Genomic DNA, 19,605 nt, shown 5'->3' with positions numbered 1-19,605 from the left:
CCCCTGGCCGAACCCGGGCGGGGGGAACTCGTCCGGGCGGCGTCATACCGGCCACGATACCTCCCGGACCCCATGCGGCAAAGCCGGACTCACGCCGCCGTGAGGGCGAGGGTGAAATCCACCGCCTCGGTGACGCCCTCCTGCCACAGGGAGACGGGGGTCGGACGGGCGAGATGCAGGGCGCCGTCCGCCTCGCCGCCGGTGATGCGCAGGTCCGCGCCGACCTTGGCGGCGAGGCCCCGCATGGGCCGGTTCCAGGCAAGGCAGCGCACGTGCAGGTCGCGCACGCCGCGGTTGCGGGCCGCGGCGGCGATCCGCCGGAACAGGGCTTGGCCAAGGCCATGGCGGCGATAAGCCTTCTCCACCGCGAAGGCGGCCTCCGCCTCGGTCCCGAGGACGAAACCGGGCGGCGGCGCGGAGGTGGGACGCAACTCGCCGAGCCCCCGCAGGGTGCCGTCGACGAAGCAGCCGAACATCAGGCCCTCGGCGCTCAGGGCGTTGCGCGCATAGGTGAGCGCGGCCGCGTCGCTCAGCGCGCCCATGAAGCGGTTGGCCCGGGTCTCCGGGTCGAGCCGCAGGAAGTAGGATTCCACCGCCGGGCCATCGTTGGGCCACAGGCGGCGGAGGATCGGTTGAAGGGTCGGATGCGTATCGGGCATCGGGTGCCAGTCTCCGGTTTCGGGGCGCGCAGGACGTGCCGGTTCCGGGCGTAGCCTCCCTCAAGGCGGATCAGATCTGGCATCGCTGCCACATTTGTGCAATGCAGCAAAGCGACCGGCTGCCGCGCGTCCGGCGCCGGAACCGGATCCGGGGCTTGATCCCGCGGGGTGGCCGCGTCAGACCGGCAGATCCGCCGGCCGCCCGATCCCCTTCCTCCGCGAACAGGTCGCCCACCCCGTGAACGCCCCCTCCTCCTCGGGTCTCGCGCCGTCGAGCCAGGCCAAGGCCGGCGCCGTGTCCCCCGGTCCGGTCTCCGACCGCTACGAGGCCCTGGTCCGCACCGCGGCCATCGAGCGCGACCCGGCGCAGATCCACTTGGTGCGCGCCCTCGACCGCCTGGTGCTGGAGCTCGGCCGCCGCAAGCGCGCCCGCAAGGGCAGCGCGCTCGGCTGGCTGTTCGGCCGCCGGGACGATGCCGCGACGACGCCCAAGGGGCTCTACATCTGGGGCTCGGTGGGACGGGGCAAGACCATGCTGATGGACCTCTTCCACGAGGCCGCCCCCGAACCGAAGCGCCGGGTGCACTTCCACGGCTTCCTCGCCGACGCGCACGAGCGCATCCACGCCCATCGCCAGGCCCTGAAGGCTGGCACCGCCAAGGGCGACGACCCGATCCCGGTGGTGGCCGATGCCCTGGCCGACGAGGCGACGCTGCTCTGCTTCGACGAGTTCACCGTCACCGACATCGCCGACGCGATGATCCTCGGCCGCCTGTTCGGCGCCCTGTTCAAGCGCGGCGTCACGGTGGTGGCGACCTCCAACGTCGAGCCCGACCGGCTCTACGAGGGCGGCCTGAACCGCGCCCTGTTCCTGCCCTTCGTCGCCGAACTGCAGGAACGGGTGGAGGTGCTGCGCCTCGATTCCCGCACCGATTTCCGGCTGGAGAAGCTCGGGGGCGCCTCGGTCTATCACGTGCCCGCGGACGGCACGGCGGCGGCGGCCCTGGCGGCCGCGTTCAAGGGCCTCACCGGCAAGGCCAAGGGCCGGCCCGCGACCCTGCGGGTAAAGGGGCACGATGTGCCGGTGCCCGAGGAGACCGGCGGCGTTGCCCGCTTCGGCTTCGCCGACCTCTGCGCCCAGCCGCTCGGCGCCTCCGACTACATGGCGGTGGCCTGCGCCTTCCACACGGTGATCGTCTCGGACATCCCCGTGATGGGGCCGGACAACCGCAACGAGGCCAAGCGCTTCATCACCCTGGTGGACACCCTCTACGACGCTCACGTGAAGCTCGTCGCCTCGGCCGCGGCCGAGCCCCAGGCCCTCTACACCGCCACCGAGGGGCGCGAGGCCTTCGAATTCGACCGCACGGTCTCCCGCCTGATCGAGATGCGCTCGTCGGAATACCTCGCCCTGCCGCACGGGGCCGGCGATTCCGGCGCGAGCGGGTCGAGCGCCGGCCTGGTCGAGACCTGAACCGCGAGACGCGAGAGCCGGGAGGGCCGACCGTCACCGGTTGGGATTTGCGTGGAAGCCGGCAAAAGCAACGTGCGACCCGGCGATCCGGACCACCCGTCCGGCTTCGCCCCGTGCGCAACGGCACATGGAGGCCGCATCGCCCGTCCGGGGACGGATGACGGGGCCAGCCTCCGGTTGCGCCGCAACAGCCCGGACGTTTAATTTGATTCATTCCGAGGTGCGGGGCGTGGGGGCTTCGTGCGCTGCGACGGCTCTCCCGATCGGAGAGGCCGGATCCGCCGCCGCATCTCAGGACCTTTCGATGCGGACGGCGACGCCACGTCGACCGTGCCAACGCCCGACATGTGACCCCGACGGCTTCCCGCCGGTTGATGGATTGGCGTGACGCCGATCCCGACCGGCCCGTGGCCTGATCCATGACAGGATACACCGATGATCAAACTGACCGTGAACGGAGCTGAACGCAGCTTCGACGGCGACCCCGACATGCCGCTGCTGTGGTACCTGCGCGACGAGGTCGGGCTCACCGGAACCAAGTTCGGCTGTGGGCAGGCCCTCTGCGGCGCCTGCACCATCCATGTGGGCGGAACGGCCGTGCGCGGCTGCGTCACCCCCGTCTCGGCCGCCGAGGGGCAGGCCGTCGTCACCATCGAGGGCCTGTCCCCCGACGGCAACCATCCGGTTCAGGTCGCCTGGCGCGACCTCAACGTGGCGCAGTGCGGCTACTGCCAGTGCGGGCAGATGATGCAGGCCGCCTCCCTCCTCACCGAGACCCCGAAGCCCACCGACGCGCAGATCGACGAGGCCATGAGCGGGAACCTGTGCCGTTGCGGCACCTACCCCCGCATCCGCGCCGCGATCCACCAGGCCGCTGGCCAGAAGCCCGCCGTGAACAAGGGAGAGCGCCTGTGATCCACGAAGCTCAAACCATGGCGGCCCGCGCCACCGCGCCGGCCGACGCTGCACCCGTGGAGACCGGCCCCGGTCCGAGCGCCCTCGCCAATGTCAGCCGCCGCGCGATGCTCGGCGGCATGGGCGCCCTGGTGCTCGCCCTGTCCTGGCGTGACCCGGCCCAGGCCGAGGACAAGAAGGACGAGCCCAAGAAATACGGCGCCGATGCCATGCCGCATGGCTGGCAGGACGACCCGAAGGTCTTCGTCGCCATCGCGTCCGACGGCACCGTGACGGTGACCTGCCATCGCTCCGAGATGGGCCAGGGCGTGCGCACCTCGATCGCCCTGGTGGTGGCCGACGAGCTCGAGGCCGACTGGTCCAAGGTGAAGGTCGCCCAGGCCTGGGGTGACGAGGCCCGCTTCGGCAACCAGGACACCGACGGCTCGCGCTCGCTCCGCCACTTCTTCCCGCACCTGCGCCATGCCGGTGCCGCGGCCCGCGCCATGCTGGTCCAGGCCGCCGCCAAGCAGTGGGGCGTGCCGGCGAGCGAGGTGAAGGCCGAGAACTCGATCGTCACCCACGCCAAGTCGAAGCGCAGCCTCGGTTACGGCGAGGTCGCGGCCGCCGCCGCCGAATTGCCGGTGCCGGCCCGCGAGAGCGTCGTGCTGAAGAAGCAGGACGCCTTCCGCTACATCGGCAAGGGCAAGATCGGCCTCATCGACAACCACGACTTCACCGTCGGCAAGGCGATGTACGGCATCGACACCCGCCTCGACGGGATGCTCTACGCCCTCATCGCCCGCCCGCCCGTCTACGGCGGCAAGGTCAAGAGCGTCGACGATTCCGAGGCCATGAAGGTCGCGGGCGTGGTCAAGATCTTCACCATCGACGCGCCCGAGATCCCGTCCGAGTTCCAGCCCGTCGGCGGCGTCGCCGTGGTGGCCAAGAACACCTGGGCGGCGATGAAGGCCCGCGAGGCCCTCAAGATCACCTGGGACGACGGCCCGAACGCCACCTACGATTCCGTCGCCTTCCGGGGCGAGCTGGAGAAGGCGGCGCGCGCGCCCGGTAAGGTCGTGCGCGACCAGGGCGACGTCGCCGGGGCCATGGCCAAGGCCAAGACGAAGCTCGAGGCGGAGTACTTCGTGCCCCACCTCGTCCAGGCCCCGATGGAGCCGCCGGCGGCCACCGTGCGGATCAAGGACGGGTTCTGCGAGGCCTGGGCCAATACCCAGGCGCCCCAGGCGACGCATGATCGCCTCGCCAAGAAGCTGAACCTGCCTGCCGACAAGGTGAAGGTGAACGTGACGCTGCTCGGCGGCGGCTTCGGCCGCAAGTCGAAGCCCGACTACGTGCTGGAAGCGGCCCTGTGCAGCCAGGCCGTGGACGGGGCGCCGGTCAAGCTGATCTGGACCCGCGAGGACGACCTCCACCACGGTTACTACCACACCATCTCGGTGGAGCGCCTGGAGGCCGGGCTCGACGACAAGGGCATGCCGGTCGCCTGGCTGCACCGCTCGGCGGCGCCCACCATCGGGTCGATCTTCGCCCCCGACCCGAAGCACGAGCTGCCGTTCGAGCTCGGCATGGGCCTGACCAACACGCCGTTCGCCGTGCCCAACATCCGTCTCGAGAACCCGGCGGCGGATGCCCACGTGCGCATCGGCTGGTTCCGCTCGGTCTCCAACATCCCGCACGCCTTCGCGATCCAGTCCTTCGTGTCCGAACTCGCCCACGCGGCGGGACGTGACCCGAAGGAGTACCTGCTCGCGCTGATCGGTCCTGACCGGCTCATCGACCCGACCAGCATCAGCGACGTCTGGAACTACGGCGAGGATCCCGCCCGCTACCCGATCGATACGGGGCGCCTGCGCCGCGTGATCGAGGCGGCAGCCAAGGGCATCGGCTGGGGTCGCAAGATGGAGAAGGGCACCGGCCTCGGGATCGCTGGCCACTACAGCTTCGTCACCCACACGGCGGTGGCGGCGGAGGTGGCGGTCGGCCCCAAGGGCGAGGTGCAGGTCAAGCGCGTCGACATCGCCATCGATTGCGGACCGCAGGTCAATCCGGAGCGGATCCGTTCGCAGATGGAGGGCGCGGTCGTCATGGGCATGGGTCTGGCGCTCACGGCCGAGATCACCTTCAAGGAAGGACGCGCGCAGCAGAACAACTTCGACGGCTACGAGATCACCCGCATCGATGCGGCGCCGAAGGAGATCCACGTCCACCTGCTGCCGAACCCGGACTACAGCCGTCCCCTCGGCGGGGTCGGCGAGCCCGGCGTTCCGCCCGTGGCTCCGGCGATCGCCAACGCGATCTTCGCCGCCACCGGCCGACGCATCCGGCAGCTGCCGATTCGCGACCAGCTGAGCGCCTGATCGGGCATCGCCCTCCCGGGTTCCGGGAGGGTTCGGGGTGCAGGGCGGATTCGTGCCGTCCTGCGCCCCGTCTCATATCCGGCCCTATCGGATCCGACCGCACCCTGGCGGAGGCGGAGGCGTCCGGACGCCCACGCACGCTCGTGCCGATTCGGCCTCGGGTCGGCGAACCGTGTTCCCGCCGGCGGTTTTCCCGCCCCGCCAAGGGAGCCCGGCCTCGCTCCCGGGGGTTGACCCTCCGACGGAGGCGGCCTCGGTCTCGGTCGAGCCGACCCCACCATCCGAATCAAGGACAGCAATCGATGACCCGTTTCCTGTGGCCCGTTGCCGGGTGTCTCGCCGCCGGTTTCCTCGCAGCGGGTGCGGCGCCCGCCCTCGCCTCGCCCTGCGGCGATCGCATCGCCAAGCTCGAGGGACCAGTGAAGGATGTGGCCAAGGAGGCGATCTCCGCCAACACCAGCGGCAAGGCCACGGCCAGCGCGCGCAGCGGTCAGGGCATCACGGGAAGCGGCGGCAGCGCCTCGGCCGAGGCCGCGGCCCCTGAGAAGTCGGCGGAGGCCGGAGAGGGCGGCGACAAGGCGATGCAGGCGAAGGTGGCCCTCGACGAGGCGCGCACGGCCGACAAGAAGGGCGATGCCAAGGCCTGCGGCGAAGCGGTCGATCGGGCGCAGAAGCAAGTGGACGGCGCGCCCTGAGGCGCGGGCCCCGGCCATGGGGCCCGGGGGAGCGCTGGCCCCGTCATCAGGGGCCGGCGCGGGTCTTACGGGTCGGGGTGCATCGGGGGCGGCGACGGCATCCGCCCCACCTGCCTGCGGATTTCAGGCGCTGGTAACGGCCGCGAGAGCGTGGTCGTTTCCGTTCAGGCCGGCGCAGAGATCATCGATCTCTGCCAGATCAAGGGCTTCCCCGGAATCGCTCGCAATAGCATCGATCAAGTGATCCTGATGCGGGCTGAAGGGATGCCCCTGCAAACGATAGAATTGATAATAGCGAAGCGCGGCTAATACAGCATCACGTTCTCGATCAGTAATGGTAATATTCTGCATGCCGGTTATAATTCCCGTTATTGGTTGCGGGAGTTCGAGAAACAACCACTCTGCGGCGCCGTGAGCTTGGATGTTGTAAGCGAATCCGGACGGATTCGTCCATCACCGGAAACCCTCCGTTAGCCGTTTCACCATCGACCCGAACCACCCTCGAACGGCCAAGTCTTTGGCCGGTCGCCATTTCCGCCGAAGGGCGCCGACAGAGGTTTTTTTTAGCCCTGCGATTTTATCCTATGCGCTTGACAACCTTTGATAAGTCTTGCGGCGCTTGCAACACCGGCGCGCCGGACCCATCGCGGCGTCAGCGTATCCTTAACCGATCGGTGCCACTGTCACGCTTCGACCGCCCCGCCCCGCCTCGTGCGCAGCGCGGGATGCGAAGGCCGGGGTCCGAGTCATGCCCAAGACCCGAAGCGAATATTCGTCCGGAGCCGATGGGGTGCGGCCCACCACGCCGACGCTTGGCCCCAGCGTCCGCCGCCATCTCGGGCACACCCTTCGCTCCTTCTACGCCGAGATCGTGGCCGATCCGCCGAGCGCACGGTTCGAGGCGCTGCTCGCCCGGCTCGGCAAGGGTAAGCGCTGAGCCCCGGGTGTGGCCCGTTTACCGCGTTTCCGAATCTTGCCCTCGCAAGTGCGTGAATTCACGGACGGTTCACGCCGGGATCGCTAGTGGTGCGTTGATCCGATGAGCACGCGCACTCCGCCGCGCTCTCACACGAAGCAGTTCCATGATCACGCTCGCCCTCGTCGTCGTCGGCAACATCCTGCTGGCGTCCCTGTTCTCGCTCATCGCCGTCGCGGCGGACTGAGCGTTCCGCGCCGTAGCCTGAGGCCGGCGCGCCCCATTCCTCAGCCACCCTCACATTCCCGCCTGCCGCCAGCGGTAGCCGGGATCCTGCCCTGAGGCGGTCCCCGATGCCCCGAGGCTCCCGCCTGCGGGGTGTTCGGCGTGGCCTCGGCCGGGTGGGCCCGCGCCCCCGACCTCATTCTCAAGGGGGCAGGCACCGGGCACCCTTCTTCCGCGGTGGAGCCAACCGATCGCGGCGATCGCCTCCCCCCGGCGCAGGACATCCGACCAGCTTCGAAAAATGATGGAAATGTCCTTTCTATAGAACCCGGCGCGACCAGCAGTTTCTTCTTCCGTCGAGAACCCAGGGAGCATCCTCTTCTCCTTCGAGGTAAACTTGCTTTAGATCGGGGGGTCTCCGGGCAACGAAGGGACCCATACCGGCTTATCCGACCCAGGCCCGACGCTTGACAACGTTCGTTAAAACGAACGAAACCAGCACCGCCGGGGTCGCGATGCGGATGCCTCCGCTCCGGCTGCGCGAGCCAGATTCGGAGACCCCCGTGAGCGAGACTTCTTCCCGGACCACCGGCCGCACCCGCCGCCATGCAGTCCTGCTCGGCGCCGGCCTCGCCGCGGCCCTGCTCGCGCCGCCCCTGGCCTGCGCCCAGACCGAGCTCCTCAACGTCTCCTACGATCCGACTCGCGAGCTCTATCGCGAGATCAACGCGGCCTTCTCCGAGGAGTGGAAGGCCAAGACCGGCGAGACCCTGACCGTGCGCGCCGCACATGGCGGCTCGGGCTCGCAGGCCCGCACGGTGATCGACGGCATTCCGGCCGATGTGGTGACCCTCGGCATCCCGTCCGACATCGACGCGATCAGCCGGATCTCGAAGAAGATCGTCCCCGATTGGCGGACGAAGCTGCCGAACCAGGGCCTGCCCTACACCTCGACCGTGGTGTTCCTCGTGCGCAAGGGCAACCCGAAGGGCGTGACGGACTGGGGCGACCTCGTGAAACCCGACATCAAGGTCATCACCCCGAACCCGAAGACCTCCGCCGGCGGTCGCTGGAACTTCCTCGCAGCCTGGGGCTACGCCTACGAGAAGGAGGGTAAGGACGCCGACAAGGCCAACGCCTTCGTGGGGGCGGTCTACAAGAACGTCCCGGTCCTCGACACCGGCGCCCGCGGCTCCACCGTGACCTTCGCGCAGCGCGGCCTCGGCGACGTGCTGCCCACCTGGGAGAACGAGGCCTACCTCGTGTTCGAGGAGTTCGGCCGCGACAAGTTCGATGTGGTGGTGCCGCCGACCTCCATCTACGCCGAGCCCCCGGTCGCCCTGGTCGACGTCAACGTCGACAAGAAGGGAACCCGCAAACAGGCCGAGGCTTATCTTCAGTTCCTCTATTCCGACCGGGCGCAGGCCATCTTCGCCAAGCACCATTACCGCCCGCTCAACCGCGCGGCGGCCAAGCCCGAGGACTTGGCGCAGTTGCCCGAGCTGAAGCTGTTCAAGATCGAGGATCTGCAGGGCGACTGGGACGAGATCCAGAAGAAGAATTTCGACAACGGGGGCCTGTTCGACCAGCTGAGCAAGGCGGGGCGCTGACCCGGCGCTCCCCGATCCCCGCGCTTACCCGGGCGGGGCCCGAGACCTGAGCAGGACACCACCATGGCCCCGCCCCCGCGCGCCAACCCGCCAACCCGTGCGAAGCGCCGCTTCCTCCGTCCGAGCGTGATCCCCGGTTTCGGGCTCGCCTTCGGCTACACCCTGACCTGCCTCGGCCTGATCGTGCTGCTGCCGCTGGCCGCTCTGGTGACGCGCGCCTCCGGCCTCGGCTTCGCGGGCATCTGGGAGGTCGCCACCGATCCACGCGTGGCCAGCGCCCTGCGCGTCAGCTTCGGCGTCTCCCTCCTGGCGGCGCTGACGGCCTCGGTGTTCGGCTTCCTCATCGCCTGGGTGCTGACGCGCTACCGGTTTCCCGGCCGCAAGATCGTCGACGCGGTGGTGGACCTGCCCTTCGCGCTCCCCACCGCCGTGGCCGGCATCGCCCTGGCCGCCCTCTACGCCCCCAACGGCCTCGTCGGCGCGCAGCTGGCGCGGATCGGCATCGAGGCGGCCTACACGCCCGTGGGCATCTACATCGCCATGGTGTTCATCGGCCTGCCCTTCGCAGTGCGCACGGTGCAGCCGCTGATCGCCGAGATCGACAAGGAGATCGAGGAGGCCTCCGCCACCCTCGGGGCGGGGCGCGTCCACACCCTGGTGCGGGTGGTGCTGCCGCCGCTGATCCCGGCGGTGCTCACGGGCTTCGCCCTCGCCTTCGCCCGCGGGGTCGGCGAGTACGGCTCGATCATCTTCATCGCCGGCAACCTGCCCTACGTCTCCGAGATCGCGCCGCTCCTCATCGTCATCAAGCTGTCCGAGTACGATTACGGCGGCGCCTGCGCCATCGCCACGATCATGCTGGGCATCTCGTTCCTCACCCTCCTCGCCATCAACCTGATCCAGGCCTGGAGCCGGCGGAGATTCGGCTATGTCTGAGACCTTCGCCCCCGTCGCCCTCGCCGAGGCGCGTCCGGCCAGCGTCGTCACCGAGGGGCGCTGGATCCGCTGGCTGCTGATCGCCGTCGCGATCCTGTTCCTGGCGCTGTTCCTGGTGCTGCCGCTCCTCACCGTGTTCGCGCAGGCCTTCGCCAAGGGCTTTGCCGCCTACCTCGCCGCCTTCACCGAGGCCGACGCCCACGCGGCGATCCGGCTGACGCTGCTGACCGCCGCCATCGCGGTGCCGTTCAACCTCGTCTTCGGGATCATGGCCTCCTGGGCCGTCGCCAAGTTCGAGTTCTGGGGCAAGAACCTGCTCGTCACCCTGATCGACCTGCCGTTCTCGGTCTCGCCGGTAGTCTCGGGCCTGATCTACGTGCTGGTCTTCGGGGCGCAGGGCATCCTCGGCCCGTGGCTGCTCGATCACGACGTCCAGGTCATCTTCGCCGTACCGGGCATCGTGCTGGCGACCATCTTCGTCACCTTCCCGTTCGTCGCCCGCCAGCTCATCCCGCTGATGCAGGAGCAGGGCACGGCGGAGGAGGAGGCGGCGCTGACCCTCGGGGCGTCCGGCTGGCACGCCTTCCGGACGGTGACGCTGCCCAACATCCGCTGGGGCCTCCTCTACAGCGTGCTCCTCTGCAATGCCCGCGCGATGGGCGAGTTCGGCGCGGTCTCGGTGGTCTCCGGCCACATCCGGGGCCTCACCAACACGCTGCCGCTCCACGTGGAGATTCTCTACAATGAGTACAACTTCGTTGCCGCTTTCGCCGTCGCCTCCCTCCTGGCCGGCCTCGCCCTCGTCACCCTCTGCGTCAAATCCCTCCTCGAATGGCGCTACGCCGACGAGATCGCCGCGGGCGCCCGGGGCCACTGAGCGGGTGGGCGGCTCCACCGCCATCCGGGTCGAGGCGCTGTCGAAGACGTTCGACACGGCCGCGGTCCTGCACGACTTCTCTCTCGACGTGCGGGCGGGCGAGTTGCTGGCGCTGCTCGGCCCCTCGGGCTCGGGCAAGACCACGCTGCTGCGCATCATCGCCGGCCTCGATTTCCCCGATGCGGGCCGCATCGTCTTCGGGGCCGAGGACGCGACCCGGCTCCCCGTGCAGCAGCGCGCGGTGGGCTTCGTGTTCCAGCACTACGCCCTCTTCAAACACATGAGTGTCGCCGAGAACATCGCCTACGGACTCAACGCCCGGAAGCGGTCCGAGCGCCCGGCCAAGGCCGAGATCAAGCGCCGGGTCGGCGACCTCCTCGACCTCATCAAGCTCTCCGGCTTCGCTGACCGCTATCCAAGCCAGCTCTCCGGCGGACAGCGGCAGCGCATCGCGCTGGCCCGGGCGCTCGCGGTGGAGCCGCGCGTCCTCCTGCTCGACGAGCCGTTCGGCGCCCTCGACGCCCAGGTGCGCAAGGACCTGCGCCGCTGGCTGCGCGAGATCCACGACCGCACCGGCCAGACCACGATCTTCGTGACCCACGACCAGGACGAGGCTCTGGAGCTCTCCGACCGTGTCGCGGTGCTCGACAAGGGCCGTCTGGAGCAGGTCGGCACTCCGGACGAGGTCCAGGAGGCGCCGGTCTCCGCCACCGTGCTGAAGTTCCTCGGCGACACCATCGAGGTCGAGGCGATCGCGCAGGGCGGCGAGGTCCGCGTCGACGGCCGCCTGACGCCGGTGCGGGCCCCCGAGGGCCTCGTCGGTCCGGTCAAGCTCTATGCCCGCCCCTGGCAGCTCCAGTTCGCCGAGGGCGATCAGGCCCATCTCCAGGGCGTCGTGCGCTCGTCCTACCGGACGCAGGGGCGTCAGCGCATCGAGGTCGACCGGCCCGAGGGCAAGACCGTGGTGGTGGAGGCCGCCGACACCAACCGCTTCGCCGCCGGGAGCCCCGTGGGCCTGCGGATCATCGGCGGCCACGTGTTTCCGAACTAGCGTGGGTTTTCCGGACTGACGGGAAAGCGTCTTGCGCTCGCCGACGCGATCGGGTGTGACTGCCGCCGTCCAAATCAGGAGGAGGCAGCATGTCGGGTGGTCACGGGGCGGGCAGCGGTTCGAACAAGCGCGTCGCGCTGCTGATCTCGGTGCTGGCGCTGTTCCTGGCGCTGGCCGAGACCCTGGCCAAGGGCGCGCAGACCGACGCCCTCGGGGCCAATGTCGAGGCCTCCAACCAGTGGGCCTACTTCCAGGCCCGCACCATCCGGGGCACGGTCCTCAAGACCGCCGACGAGACCCTGGCGCTGCTGCCGCCGGAGGTGGCGAATGCCGAGGCCGTGAAGGCCAAGCGCGCCGAGTGGGCCAAGACCATGGCCCGCTGGGACAGCGAGCCCGCCACCGGCGAGGGGCGCAAGGAACTGGCCGAGAAGGCGCGGCACTCGCAGGAGGTGCGCGACCTCGCCCTGCACCGCTACCACCATTACGAGATCGCCTCGGCCGCCTTCCAGATCGGCATCGTGCTCGCCTCGGCGGAGGTCATCACCGGCATCTTCGCCCTGGTGGTCGGCGGCGGGCTCCTGGGCGTCGCCGGCCTGGCCCTGCTGGGCTTCGGCCTCTACGCGCCGCACGCGCTGCCGTTCTTCCACTGAACGTGTCCCCGTGAGCCCGTCCCCGGCGGCGCGCCATCGGCACCCGCCGGGCGAGGACGGGGCGCTCAGCGCTTCGGCATTCCCTTGGCGAGGGCCGCGCGCCGCAGAGCCTCGGCCAGGGCGCCGCCGGCCTCGGGCGCCGGCGCCGGATTGGCCCGCAGTGCCGGTCTCGCGGCCGGAGCCGGAGCGGGCGGCGCCTCGCGGCGGGCGGCGGGACGCGGCGCGCCGGCCTCGTCCGAGCGCATCGTGAGGGCGATGCGCTTGCGGTTGGGATCGACCTCGACCACCCGGACCTGCACGACGTCGCCGGGCTTCACCACCTCGCGGGGGTCCTTCACGAACCGGTCGGCCAGCATCGAGATATGCACCAGGCCGTCCTGGTGAACCCCGACATCCACGAAGGCGCCGAAGGCCGCCACGTTGGTGACGACACCCTCCAGGCGCATGCCCGGCTTCAGGTCGGCGATCTTCTCGACCCCCTCCTGGAAGGTCGCGGTCCGGAAGGCCGGGCGCGGGTCGCGACCCGGCTTCTCCAGTTCCGACAGGATGTCGGTGACGGTGGGCAGGCCGAAGGTCGCGTCGGTGAAGACCTTCGGGTCCAGGCTGCGCAGGGCGCCGGTGTTGCCGATCAACGCCTGGATCGGCTGGCCGGTGGCGGTAAGGATCCGGCGCACCACCGGGTAGGCCTCCGGGTGCACGCCCGAAGCGTCGAGGGGATCGGTCCCACCGCGGATGCGCAGGAAGCCGGCGGCGAGTTCGTAGGCCTTGGGCCCGAGCCCCGCCACCTTCTTCAGGCCGGCGCGGCTGCGGAACGGGCCGTGGGCGTCCCGGTGGCCGATGATGTTGGAGGCCACCCGCGCGGTGAGGCCCGAGACCCGGGCCAGCAGCGGCGCCGAGGCGGTGTTCACGTCGACCCCGACGCCGTTCACGCAATCCTCCACCACCGCGTCGAGGGAGCGCGCCAGCTTCCCCTCGGCCAGATCGTGCTGGTACTGGCCGACGCCGATCGCCTTCGGTTCGATCTTGACGAGCTCGGCCAGGGGATCCTGCAGGCGCCGGGCGATGGAGACCGCGCCGCGGATCGAGACGTCGAGCTCGGGCAGCTCCGCGCTGGCATAGGCCGAGGCCGAGTAGACCGAGGCGCCGGCCTCCGAGACCATCACCTTGGTCAGTTTCAGCTCGGGCTGCTTGGCGATGAGTTCGGCGGCGAGCTTGTCGGTCTCCCGCGAGGCGGTCCCGTTGCCGATGGCGACGAGCTCCACCTTGTGCGTCCGGCAGAGCTTGGCGAGAGCGATCAGGGCGCCGTTCCAGTCGCGGCGCGGCTCGTGCGGGTAGATCGTGTCGGTGGCCACCACCTTGCCGGTGGCGTCGACCACCGCGACCTTCACGCCGGTGCGGAAGCCCGGGTCGAGCCCGAGGGTCGGGCGCGCCCCGGCCGGGGCCGCGAGCAGGAGGTCGCGCAGGTTGCCGGCGAAGACCGTGACCGCGCCGGCCTCCGCCACGGCCCAGAGCCGGGCGCGCAGGTCCGTGTCCGTGGCGGGCTTCAGGCGGGTGCGCCAGGTCCGCCGCACCGTCTCCATCAGGAAGGCGTCGCCGGGTCGGCCCTGGTCGCGGATGCCGAAGGTCTTGGCGATGCGCAGTTCCTGCGAACCGGGCTGGCCCTTGGCAGGCTCCTCGCCCACCGCGTCGGCGATGGCGAGGTCGAGCACCTCTTCCTTCTCGCCGCGGAACAGGGCGAGGATGCGGTGCGAGGGCAGCTTCGCGAGGGCTTCCGAGAAGTCGAAGTAATCCGAGAACTTCTCGCCGGACGCCGCCTTGCCGGGCTTCACCGTGGCGACCATCCGGCCGCGCTGCCAGCCGGTCTCGCGGAGCGAACCGACCAGCTCCGGGTCCTCGCCGAAGCGCTCGATCAGGATGGCGCGCGCACCCTCCAGGGCGGCCTCGACGTCGGCGACGCCCTTGCCCGCGTCCACGTAGGCCCGGGCAGCCGCCTCGGGAGACTGGTCGGGCCGGGCCAGCAGAGCCTCGGCGAGGGGGGCGAGCCCGGCTTCGCGGGCGATCTGCGCCTTCGTCCGCCGCTTCAGCTTGAAGGGCAGGTAGAGGTCCTCCAGTCGGGCCTTGGTGTCGGCCGCGAGGATCCGCGCCTTCAGCCCGGCCTCGAGCTTGCCCTGGGCCTCGATCGCCTCCAGCACCGCCGCCCGGCGGGCCTCCAGATCGCGCAGGTAGGCGAGGCGCTCCTCCAGGGTGCGCAGCTGCGCGTCGTCGAGAATGCCGGTGACCTCCTTGCGGTAGCGCGCGATGAACGGCACCGTCGCACCGCCGTCGAGCAGGTCGACCGCGGCCTTCACCTGCCATTCCGCGACGCCGAGTTCGGCGGCGAGACTCGTGTTGATGGCGGCCATGAGGCGTCTCCGGGTGGGGCCGGGTGTCTACAGGGCCGGCCGCCGGGAGGTCAAACCCACCGCCGGCATGGCCAGATCGTATGGGCGGATCGTCAGGCGACCGCGTCCCAGGTCTCCGTCACGGCCCGGCCGTCCCGGACGAGGCGGGCGCGCAGGATCACGTCGCCCGCCGGCAGCGGCGTCGGCGGCCGCCACTCGACGTAGAGCCGCCAGCCGCCGGTCTGGGGCACGAACTCCACCACCGGGTCGACCATCGTGCCGGCGCTGGCGGACGCGTCGGCGGCCAGGTCCGCCCCGCGGTCGGCCGGCAGGCCCGGCCCCGCGAAATCGATGACGTAGAGGCGACGATCCGGGCTCGGCGGCGTGGTCGGGCGCAGGCGCTCGGCCGAACCCACCCGTGTGGAGACGACCCGACCGAGGGTGCCGGGAACGACCGTCGCCGGCTCCGCCCCGACCGTCGTGAGGGTGTAGGACACGGCTCGCTCGGTCCCGGCCGGCAGGGGCGCGCCGGGCACGAAGGCCGCCACGATGTTGTCCATGTACTCCTCGCGCGACGGGATCTCGAAGAGCCGGACCGCGCCGGCCCCGAACCCCGCTTCCGGCGTGATCCAGAGCCCGGGCCGCGCCTCGTGCCGGGCCTGCACGTCGAGATAGGCGGGAAAGTCGCGGGCGCGCTGGAGCAGGCCGAAGCCCTCCAGCGGGTCGACGCCGAAGGCCGAGATCTGCGGCTGCGCCCGGCCGTTGACCAGGGGCCGCCACAGCCGTTCGCCCCGGGTCACCACCGCCAGCCCGTCGGAATCATGCACCTGCGGACGGAAGTCGTCGAAGGGCGCGGCGCTCCGCGCGCCGGGCCCGTTCGCCCCGTGCAGGAACATGCTGGTGAGGGGGGCGAGCCCGAGATGCTCCAGGGCGGTGCGGGGATACAGGGACGCCTCGACATGCATCACCGAGGGGTCGCCCGGCGCCACGCGGAAGCGGTAGGCCCCGGCGAGGCTCGGGGAATCGAGCAGGGCCCAGATCTCGATGGTGCGGGCGTCGGCCTCCGGCTCGCAGATCCAGAAGGCGGTGAAGTCCGGGAATTCCTCCGCGCCCGGTCCCCCGGTGCGCAGGGCGGCGCCGCGGGCCGAGAGCCCGTATTCCTGGCCGAACCCGCGCAGCCGGAAGTAGGAGGCGCCGAGGAAGACGAGGAATTCCTCCTGGTCCGCCGGCCGGTCGACCTGGAAGGCATGATGCAGCCGGAAGCCCGCAAAGCCGAGGTCGGAGGGAAAGCTCTGCCCCTTCAGGTCCGGTCCGAGGTCGAACAGGTCGGGGGCGTAGGGGATCTGCTGGGCCGGACCGTTGCGCGGCTGCCGGTACAGGGCGACGCGCTTGCGCTGCAGGAAGCCCCGATGGAACAGCTGGGCCGAGAAGCGGCGGCCCAGCGGCAGGCTCGCCTCCGGCCGGAAGGTGATGGCGCGGTAGCCGTCGTAGGACAGGCCGGCGAGCGGCGGCGGCAGATCGTCCGGCTGGGCCTGGTAGGGGTGCGCCGCGAGCGCCCGCGCCTTCGCCTTCACGACCTCGAATGATAGGGGATCGGGAGCCGCCGCGCGCGTTCGGCCCGCATTCAGATCGTGTGCGGTAGGCAGGACCATCCCGACGGCCACGCTGAGCGTGGTCCGAAGGGTCTGCCGCCGCGAGAAGGACTCGGTCTGTCCGCGTCCCTCGAGACCCTCGCCATCGCGCATCTGTTCCCTTTCGCCGGCCCGCCCGGTCGAGGGATCACGGTGTCCCCTCCTTCGAGTTTCCCGCGCCCCATGTCCCACAGGTTGTCGCACGACGCCCCGGCGGCTGAAATCCCGGGTCCGCTGGAATTCTCGCCCGAGGCGCGCGGTTCCTTCTCCGCCGCGGTCCTGGCCCGCCGGCTGCTGCTGGCTCTCCCGCCCCTCGCCCTGGGCGCTCTCGTCGCCGCCCTGGCGCTCGGCGCCTATGGAACGCCGTCCGGCCTCCTCGGCGGGGCGGTGCTCGGGCTGTTCGCACTCGTGATGACCTGGCAGGCCTTCGTGGCCTGGCAATACGTCTACGGCCTCGTCGCCACGGCTTTCGGCGACCGGGCGAAATCCGCCCTGGAGCGACGCTCCCTCACCGTGCCGGCGGAGGCCTCGGGCCTGAGCCGGACGGCGGCCGTGGTGGCGATCCACGCGGAGGACGCCGTGGCGGTGTTCGCGGCGCTGCGCGTCATGGCCCGCTCGCTGCAGCGGGCCGGGGGCGACGGCGGCGACATCGACATCTTCGTTCTCTCCGACACGCGGGACGGGGCCATCGCGGCGATCGAGGAGCATGAATTCGCGCGGATCGAGGCCTGGACCCGCCAGCACGGCCCCGGCCTGCCGCGCATCCGCTACCGGCGCCGCCGGGACAATGCCGGCCGCAAGGCGGGCAACATCGCGGAGTTCTGCAAGACCTACGGGCCCGAATACGACTTCATGATCGTGCTCGACGCCGACAGCCTGATGACCGGCAGCGCCATGCGCCGCCTCGCCCGGCTGATGGAGGAGAGCCCCCGGGTTGGGCTGATCCAGACCGTGTCCTACGCCACCGGGCGCGACACCCTGTTCGCCCGCATCCAGCAATTCGCCGTGCGGCTCTACGCGCCGCTGGCGATCCGCTGCCTGGAGACCTGGCAGGGGCCGGACGGCAGCTATTGGGGCCACAACGCCATCGTGCGCGTCGCGGCCTTCGCCAACAATGCCGCGTTGCCCGTGCTGCCCGGCAAGGCCCCCTTGGGCGGCGAGATCCTGTGCCACGACATCGTCGAGGGCGCGCTCCTGCGCCGGGCCGGCTGGGAGGTCCGCCTGCTGCCGGAGATGGGCGGCACCTGGGAAGAGATGCCGACGAACCTCGTCGACCTCCTCGGGCGCGAACGCCGCTGGTGCCAGGGCAACATGCAGCACCTGCGCGTCACCGCCATGCCGGGCCTGCGCCCCGCCAGCCGCTGGCACCTCGCCGTCGGCATCCTGTCCTACGTGGCCTGCCCGCTCTGGGTGCTGTTCCTCGCCCTCGGCACGCTCCAGGCGGCACGGACCGGCGATCTCGGCCTGCTCGGCTACGGCCTGACCGGCACGGGCGCCGCCGCCCACGCCCTCGCCGCCCTGGTGGTCACGATCCTGGCCGTGCCGAAGCTCCTCAGCCTCGGCCACGTGCTGGCTTCGGCCGAACGCCGCGCGGCCTTCGGCGGCACCGCCGCGCTCCTGAAGAGCGCCGTCCTCGAACAGGCGATCTGGGTCCTGCTCTGGCCGGTGATGACGCTGTTCGCGGCGGGCGCCGTCGCCACCACCTTCGTGGGGCGCGTCGTGCGCTGGGACGCGCAGGTGCGCGACGACCGCCGCGTACCGTGGGCCGAGGCCTGCCGGCTCCAGGTCGACACCCTCGTGGCGGGCGCCCTGCTGGCGGGCGGCCTCGCCTTCGCCGGCGATCCCTGGCTCGCCCTCTGGATGGCTCCGGTGGCGCTCGGCCTGCTGTCGAGCCCGGCCCAGAGCGTGCTGACGAGCAGCGCCCGCCTCGGCCGGATCTCGCAGACCCGGCGCCTGTTCCTGACCGTGGACGACACCGCCCGCGCGCCGGAGCTCACCGCCCTGGCGCAGAGCCGCGGCGGGGCAGCCGAGGCCGGCCGTGGTCGGGCCGAGCCGACCTGGCTCGCCGACGAGGTGCCGGCCTCCTCGAGCTGAACCGGGACGACGTCCGCCCCGCGAGTCGTCCGGCCCGGACCCGCGTCACTGCTTCTCGAGCACCTTGATCGGGTCGGTGCGCTGGGCCGGACTCGGCTCCTTGGTGGCGCTGCCGGTGCCCTTGCCGGCGCGGGAATCGTCGGCCTGCCTCGGCAGGCCGGTGCCACTCGCCAGTTCGAGGCAGGTCACCATCTCGACGTAGGACGGGAAGCCGCCGGCCTCGAACTGCTTCTCGCACTGGCGCTTGGCGGCGGGGGTGAACTCGTTCCAGCGGCGCTTGACCTCGTCGTGCGAGGCACGCTCGGAGCGCAGGCAACCTTCCTGGCTGGCATTGTCGCTGACGCTCGCCGAGGCCGCCGACTGGCAGGTCTTCTCGATGTTCAGCTCGGGCGGCCCGCTGTCGGCACGGGCGGGCACGCCGAAGAGGAGGAGCGCGAAGGCTCCGGTGAGCAGGGCAGGCTTCGGCATGGTCGGGCGGTCTCTCGCGATGATCCTGCCCACCAACGCGCGAGGCCCCTTCCCCGCACCACGCGAAAATTCACGCGTCCCGCAGGGCGGCGTCGAGGTCGGCGAACAGGTCGTCCACCGCCTCGATCCCCGTGGACAGCCGCAGGAGATCCGGCGGGCACGGGGAATCCGGCCCCTCCACCGAGGCCCGGTGCTCGATCAGGCTCTCGACGCCGCCGAGCGACGTCGCCCGCTTCCACAGCCGAACCCGCGCCGCCGCGGCAATCGCCGCCGCCTCGCCGTCCCGCACCCGGATCGACAGCATGAAGCCGAAGCCGCCCTGCATCTGCCGGGCCGCCACCGCATGGCCGGGATCGTCCGGCAGGCCGGGATAAAGGACGCGCGAGACGTTCGGATGCGCCTGGAGGCGGCGGGCGAGTTCGGCCGCGCTGGCGGCCTGCGCCGCCGCCCGCAGCGGAAGGGTGCGCAGCGAGCGCATCAGCAGGTAGGCCTCGAACGGGCCGAGGATGGCCCCGCCGCCCGAGCGGATCGCCGCGAGGCGCTCCCAGAACGCGTCCGCCCGGGCCCCGGCGAGCACCCCCGCCACCACGTCGGAATGGCCGTTCAGGATCTTGGTGGCCGAGTGCATCACGATGTCGGCGCCGAGCGTCAGCGGCCGGGTGT

Annotated in this window: 16 protein-coding genes and 1 pseudogene; 11 read left to right on the top strand and 6 right to left on the bottom strand. The window is 71.0% G+C overall.

The window, feature by feature from the left end; translation table 11 throughout:
* Positions 1-89: 89 nt before the first annotated feature.
* Complete coding sequence (locus tag ASF18_RS12355; RefSeq protein ID WP_056218658.1) at positions 90-659, bottom strand: GNAT family N-acetyltransferase; 570 nt, start codon at positions 657-659, stop codon at positions 90-92.
* Positions 660-954: 295 nt separating this feature from the next.
* Here ASF18_RS12355 and zapE point away from each other — a divergent pair, with 295 nt between their 5' ends.
* The 4 genes from zapE (at position 955) to ASF18_RS12335 (ending at position 6,103) form a co-directional block, all read left to right on the top strand.
* Entirely contained in the window at positions 955-2,133 is a 1,179-nt protein-coding gene (gene zapE / locus ASF18_RS12350) for a cell division protein ZapE (RefSeq protein WP_056352786.1), read from the top strand.
* A gap of 435 nt (positions 2,134-2,568) precedes the next feature.
* A complete protein-coding gene (locus ASF18_RS12345) occupies positions 2,569-3,048 on the top strand; it encodes a (2Fe-2S)-binding protein (RefSeq protein ID WP_056218655.1) in 480 nt (159 codons plus the stop codon).
* A 17-nt stretch (positions 3,049-3,065) separates the two neighbouring features.
* Positions 3,066-5,408: a xanthine dehydrogenase family protein molybdopterin-binding subunit gene (locus tag ASF18_RS12340; protein WP_156649833.1), complete on the top strand. Its 2,343-nt coding sequence runs from the start codon at positions 3,066-3,068 to the stop codon at positions 5,406-5,408.
* 302 nt (positions 5,409-5,710) lie between these two features.
* A complete protein-coding gene (locus ASF18_RS12335) occupies positions 5,711-6,103 on the top strand; it encodes a hypothetical protein (protein WP_056351925.1) in 393 nt (130 codons plus the stop codon).
* Between the two features lie 123 nt (positions 6,104-6,226).
* Here the strand turns inward: ASF18_RS12335 and ASF18_RS23040 are convergent, their stop codons facing one another.
* A complete protein-coding gene (locus tag ASF18_RS23040) occupies positions 6,227-6,454 on the bottom strand; it encodes a hypothetical protein (RefSeq protein WP_082487457.1) in 228 nt (75 codons plus the stop codon).
* Between the two features lie 397 nt (positions 6,455-6,851).
* On the opposite strand from ASF18_RS23040, the gene ASF18_RS12330 reads away from it, so the two are divergent.
* From ASF18_RS12330 to ASF18_RS12305, 6 genes are all read left to right on the top strand, one after another.
* Positions 6,852-7,040, top strand: coding sequence for a hypothetical protein (locus ASF18_RS12330; protein WP_056351922.1), 189 nt, complete (start codon positions 6,852-6,854; stop codon positions 7,038-7,040).
* A gap of 818 nt (positions 7,041-7,858) precedes the next feature.
* Positions 7,859-8,854: a sulfate ABC transporter substrate-binding protein gene (locus ASF18_RS12325; RefSeq protein WP_244472720.1), complete on the top strand. Its 996-nt coding sequence runs from the start codon at positions 7,859-7,861 to the stop codon at positions 8,852-8,854.
* 63 nt (positions 8,855-8,917) lie between these two features.
* Positions 8,918-9,790: a sulfate ABC transporter permease subunit CysT gene (cysT, locus tag ASF18_RS12320; protein WP_056218645.1), complete on the top strand. Its 873-nt coding sequence runs from the start codon at positions 8,918-8,920 to the stop codon at positions 9,788-9,790.
* Positions 9,783-10,667 (top strand): sulfate ABC transporter permease subunit CysW, encoded by an 885-nt coding sequence (gene cysW / locus ASF18_RS12315; protein WP_056276260.1) that lies wholly within the window; start codon positions 9,783-9,785, stop codon positions 10,665-10,667. Before cysT ends, cysW begins: the two co-directional genes overlap by 8 nt.
* A gap of 4 nt (positions 10,668-10,671) precedes the next feature.
* The gene (locus tag ASF18_RS12310) at positions 10,672-11,718 is read left to right on the top strand and encodes a sulfate/molybdate ABC transporter ATP-binding protein (RefSeq protein ID WP_056276262.1); all 1,047 of its coding nucleotides are present in this window, start codon (positions 10,672-10,674) and stop codon (positions 11,716-11,718) included.
* Positions 11,719-11,807: 89 nt separating this feature from the next.
* Complete coding sequence (locus ASF18_RS12305; RefSeq protein ID WP_056218638.1) at positions 11,808-12,368, top strand: DUF4337 domain-containing protein; 561 nt, start codon at positions 11,808-11,810, stop codon at positions 12,366-12,368.
* A gap of 65 nt (positions 12,369-12,433) precedes the next feature.
* On the opposite strand, the gene ASF18_RS12300 is transcribed toward ASF18_RS12305, so the two are convergent.
* Positions 12,434-14,770, bottom strand: a complete 2,337-nt coding sequence (locus ASF18_RS12300) for a Tex family protein (protein WP_056351919.1) — start codon at positions 14,768-14,770, stop codon at positions 12,434-12,436.
* A gap of 92 nt (positions 14,771-14,862) precedes the next feature.
* Positions 14,863-16,401, bottom strand: a complete 1,539-nt coding sequence (locus tag ASF18_RS12295) for a glucan biosynthesis protein (RefSeq protein WP_082487574.1) — start codon at positions 16,399-16,401, stop codon at positions 14,863-14,865.
* A gap of 162 nt (positions 16,402-16,563) precedes the next feature.
* Here ASF18_RS12295 and mdoH point away from each other — a divergent pair, with 162 nt between their 5' ends.
* Positions 16,564-18,474, top strand: a complete 1,911-nt coding sequence (mdoH, locus tag ASF18_RS12290; protein ID WP_082487455.1) for a glucans biosynthesis glucosyltransferase MdoH — start codon at positions 16,564-16,566, stop codon at positions 18,472-18,474.
* Positions 18,475-18,519: 45 nt separating this feature from the next.
* Here mdoH and ASF18_RS12285 read toward each other — a convergent pair whose 3' ends face one another.
* Both ASF18_RS12285 and ASF18_RS24730 read right to left on the bottom strand, forming a co-directional pair.
* Positions 18,520-18,942, bottom strand: a complete 423-nt coding sequence (locus ASF18_RS12285; RefSeq protein ID WP_056276272.1) for a hypothetical protein — start codon at positions 18,940-18,942, stop codon at positions 18,520-18,522.
* 70 nt (positions 18,943-19,012) lie between these two features.
* Positions 19,013-19,605, bottom strand: a pseudogene (locus tag ASF18_RS24730) (PLP-dependent transferase); the annotation flags it as partial.

Source organism: Methylobacterium sp. Leaf89, from assembly GCF_001422215.1.
Lineage (GTDB): Bacteria > Pseudomonadota > Alphaproteobacteria > Rhizobiales > Beijerinckiaceae > Methylobacterium.
Note: the sequence above shows the minus strand (reverse complement) of the source record. Positions and strands in the feature narration are given on the sequence as shown.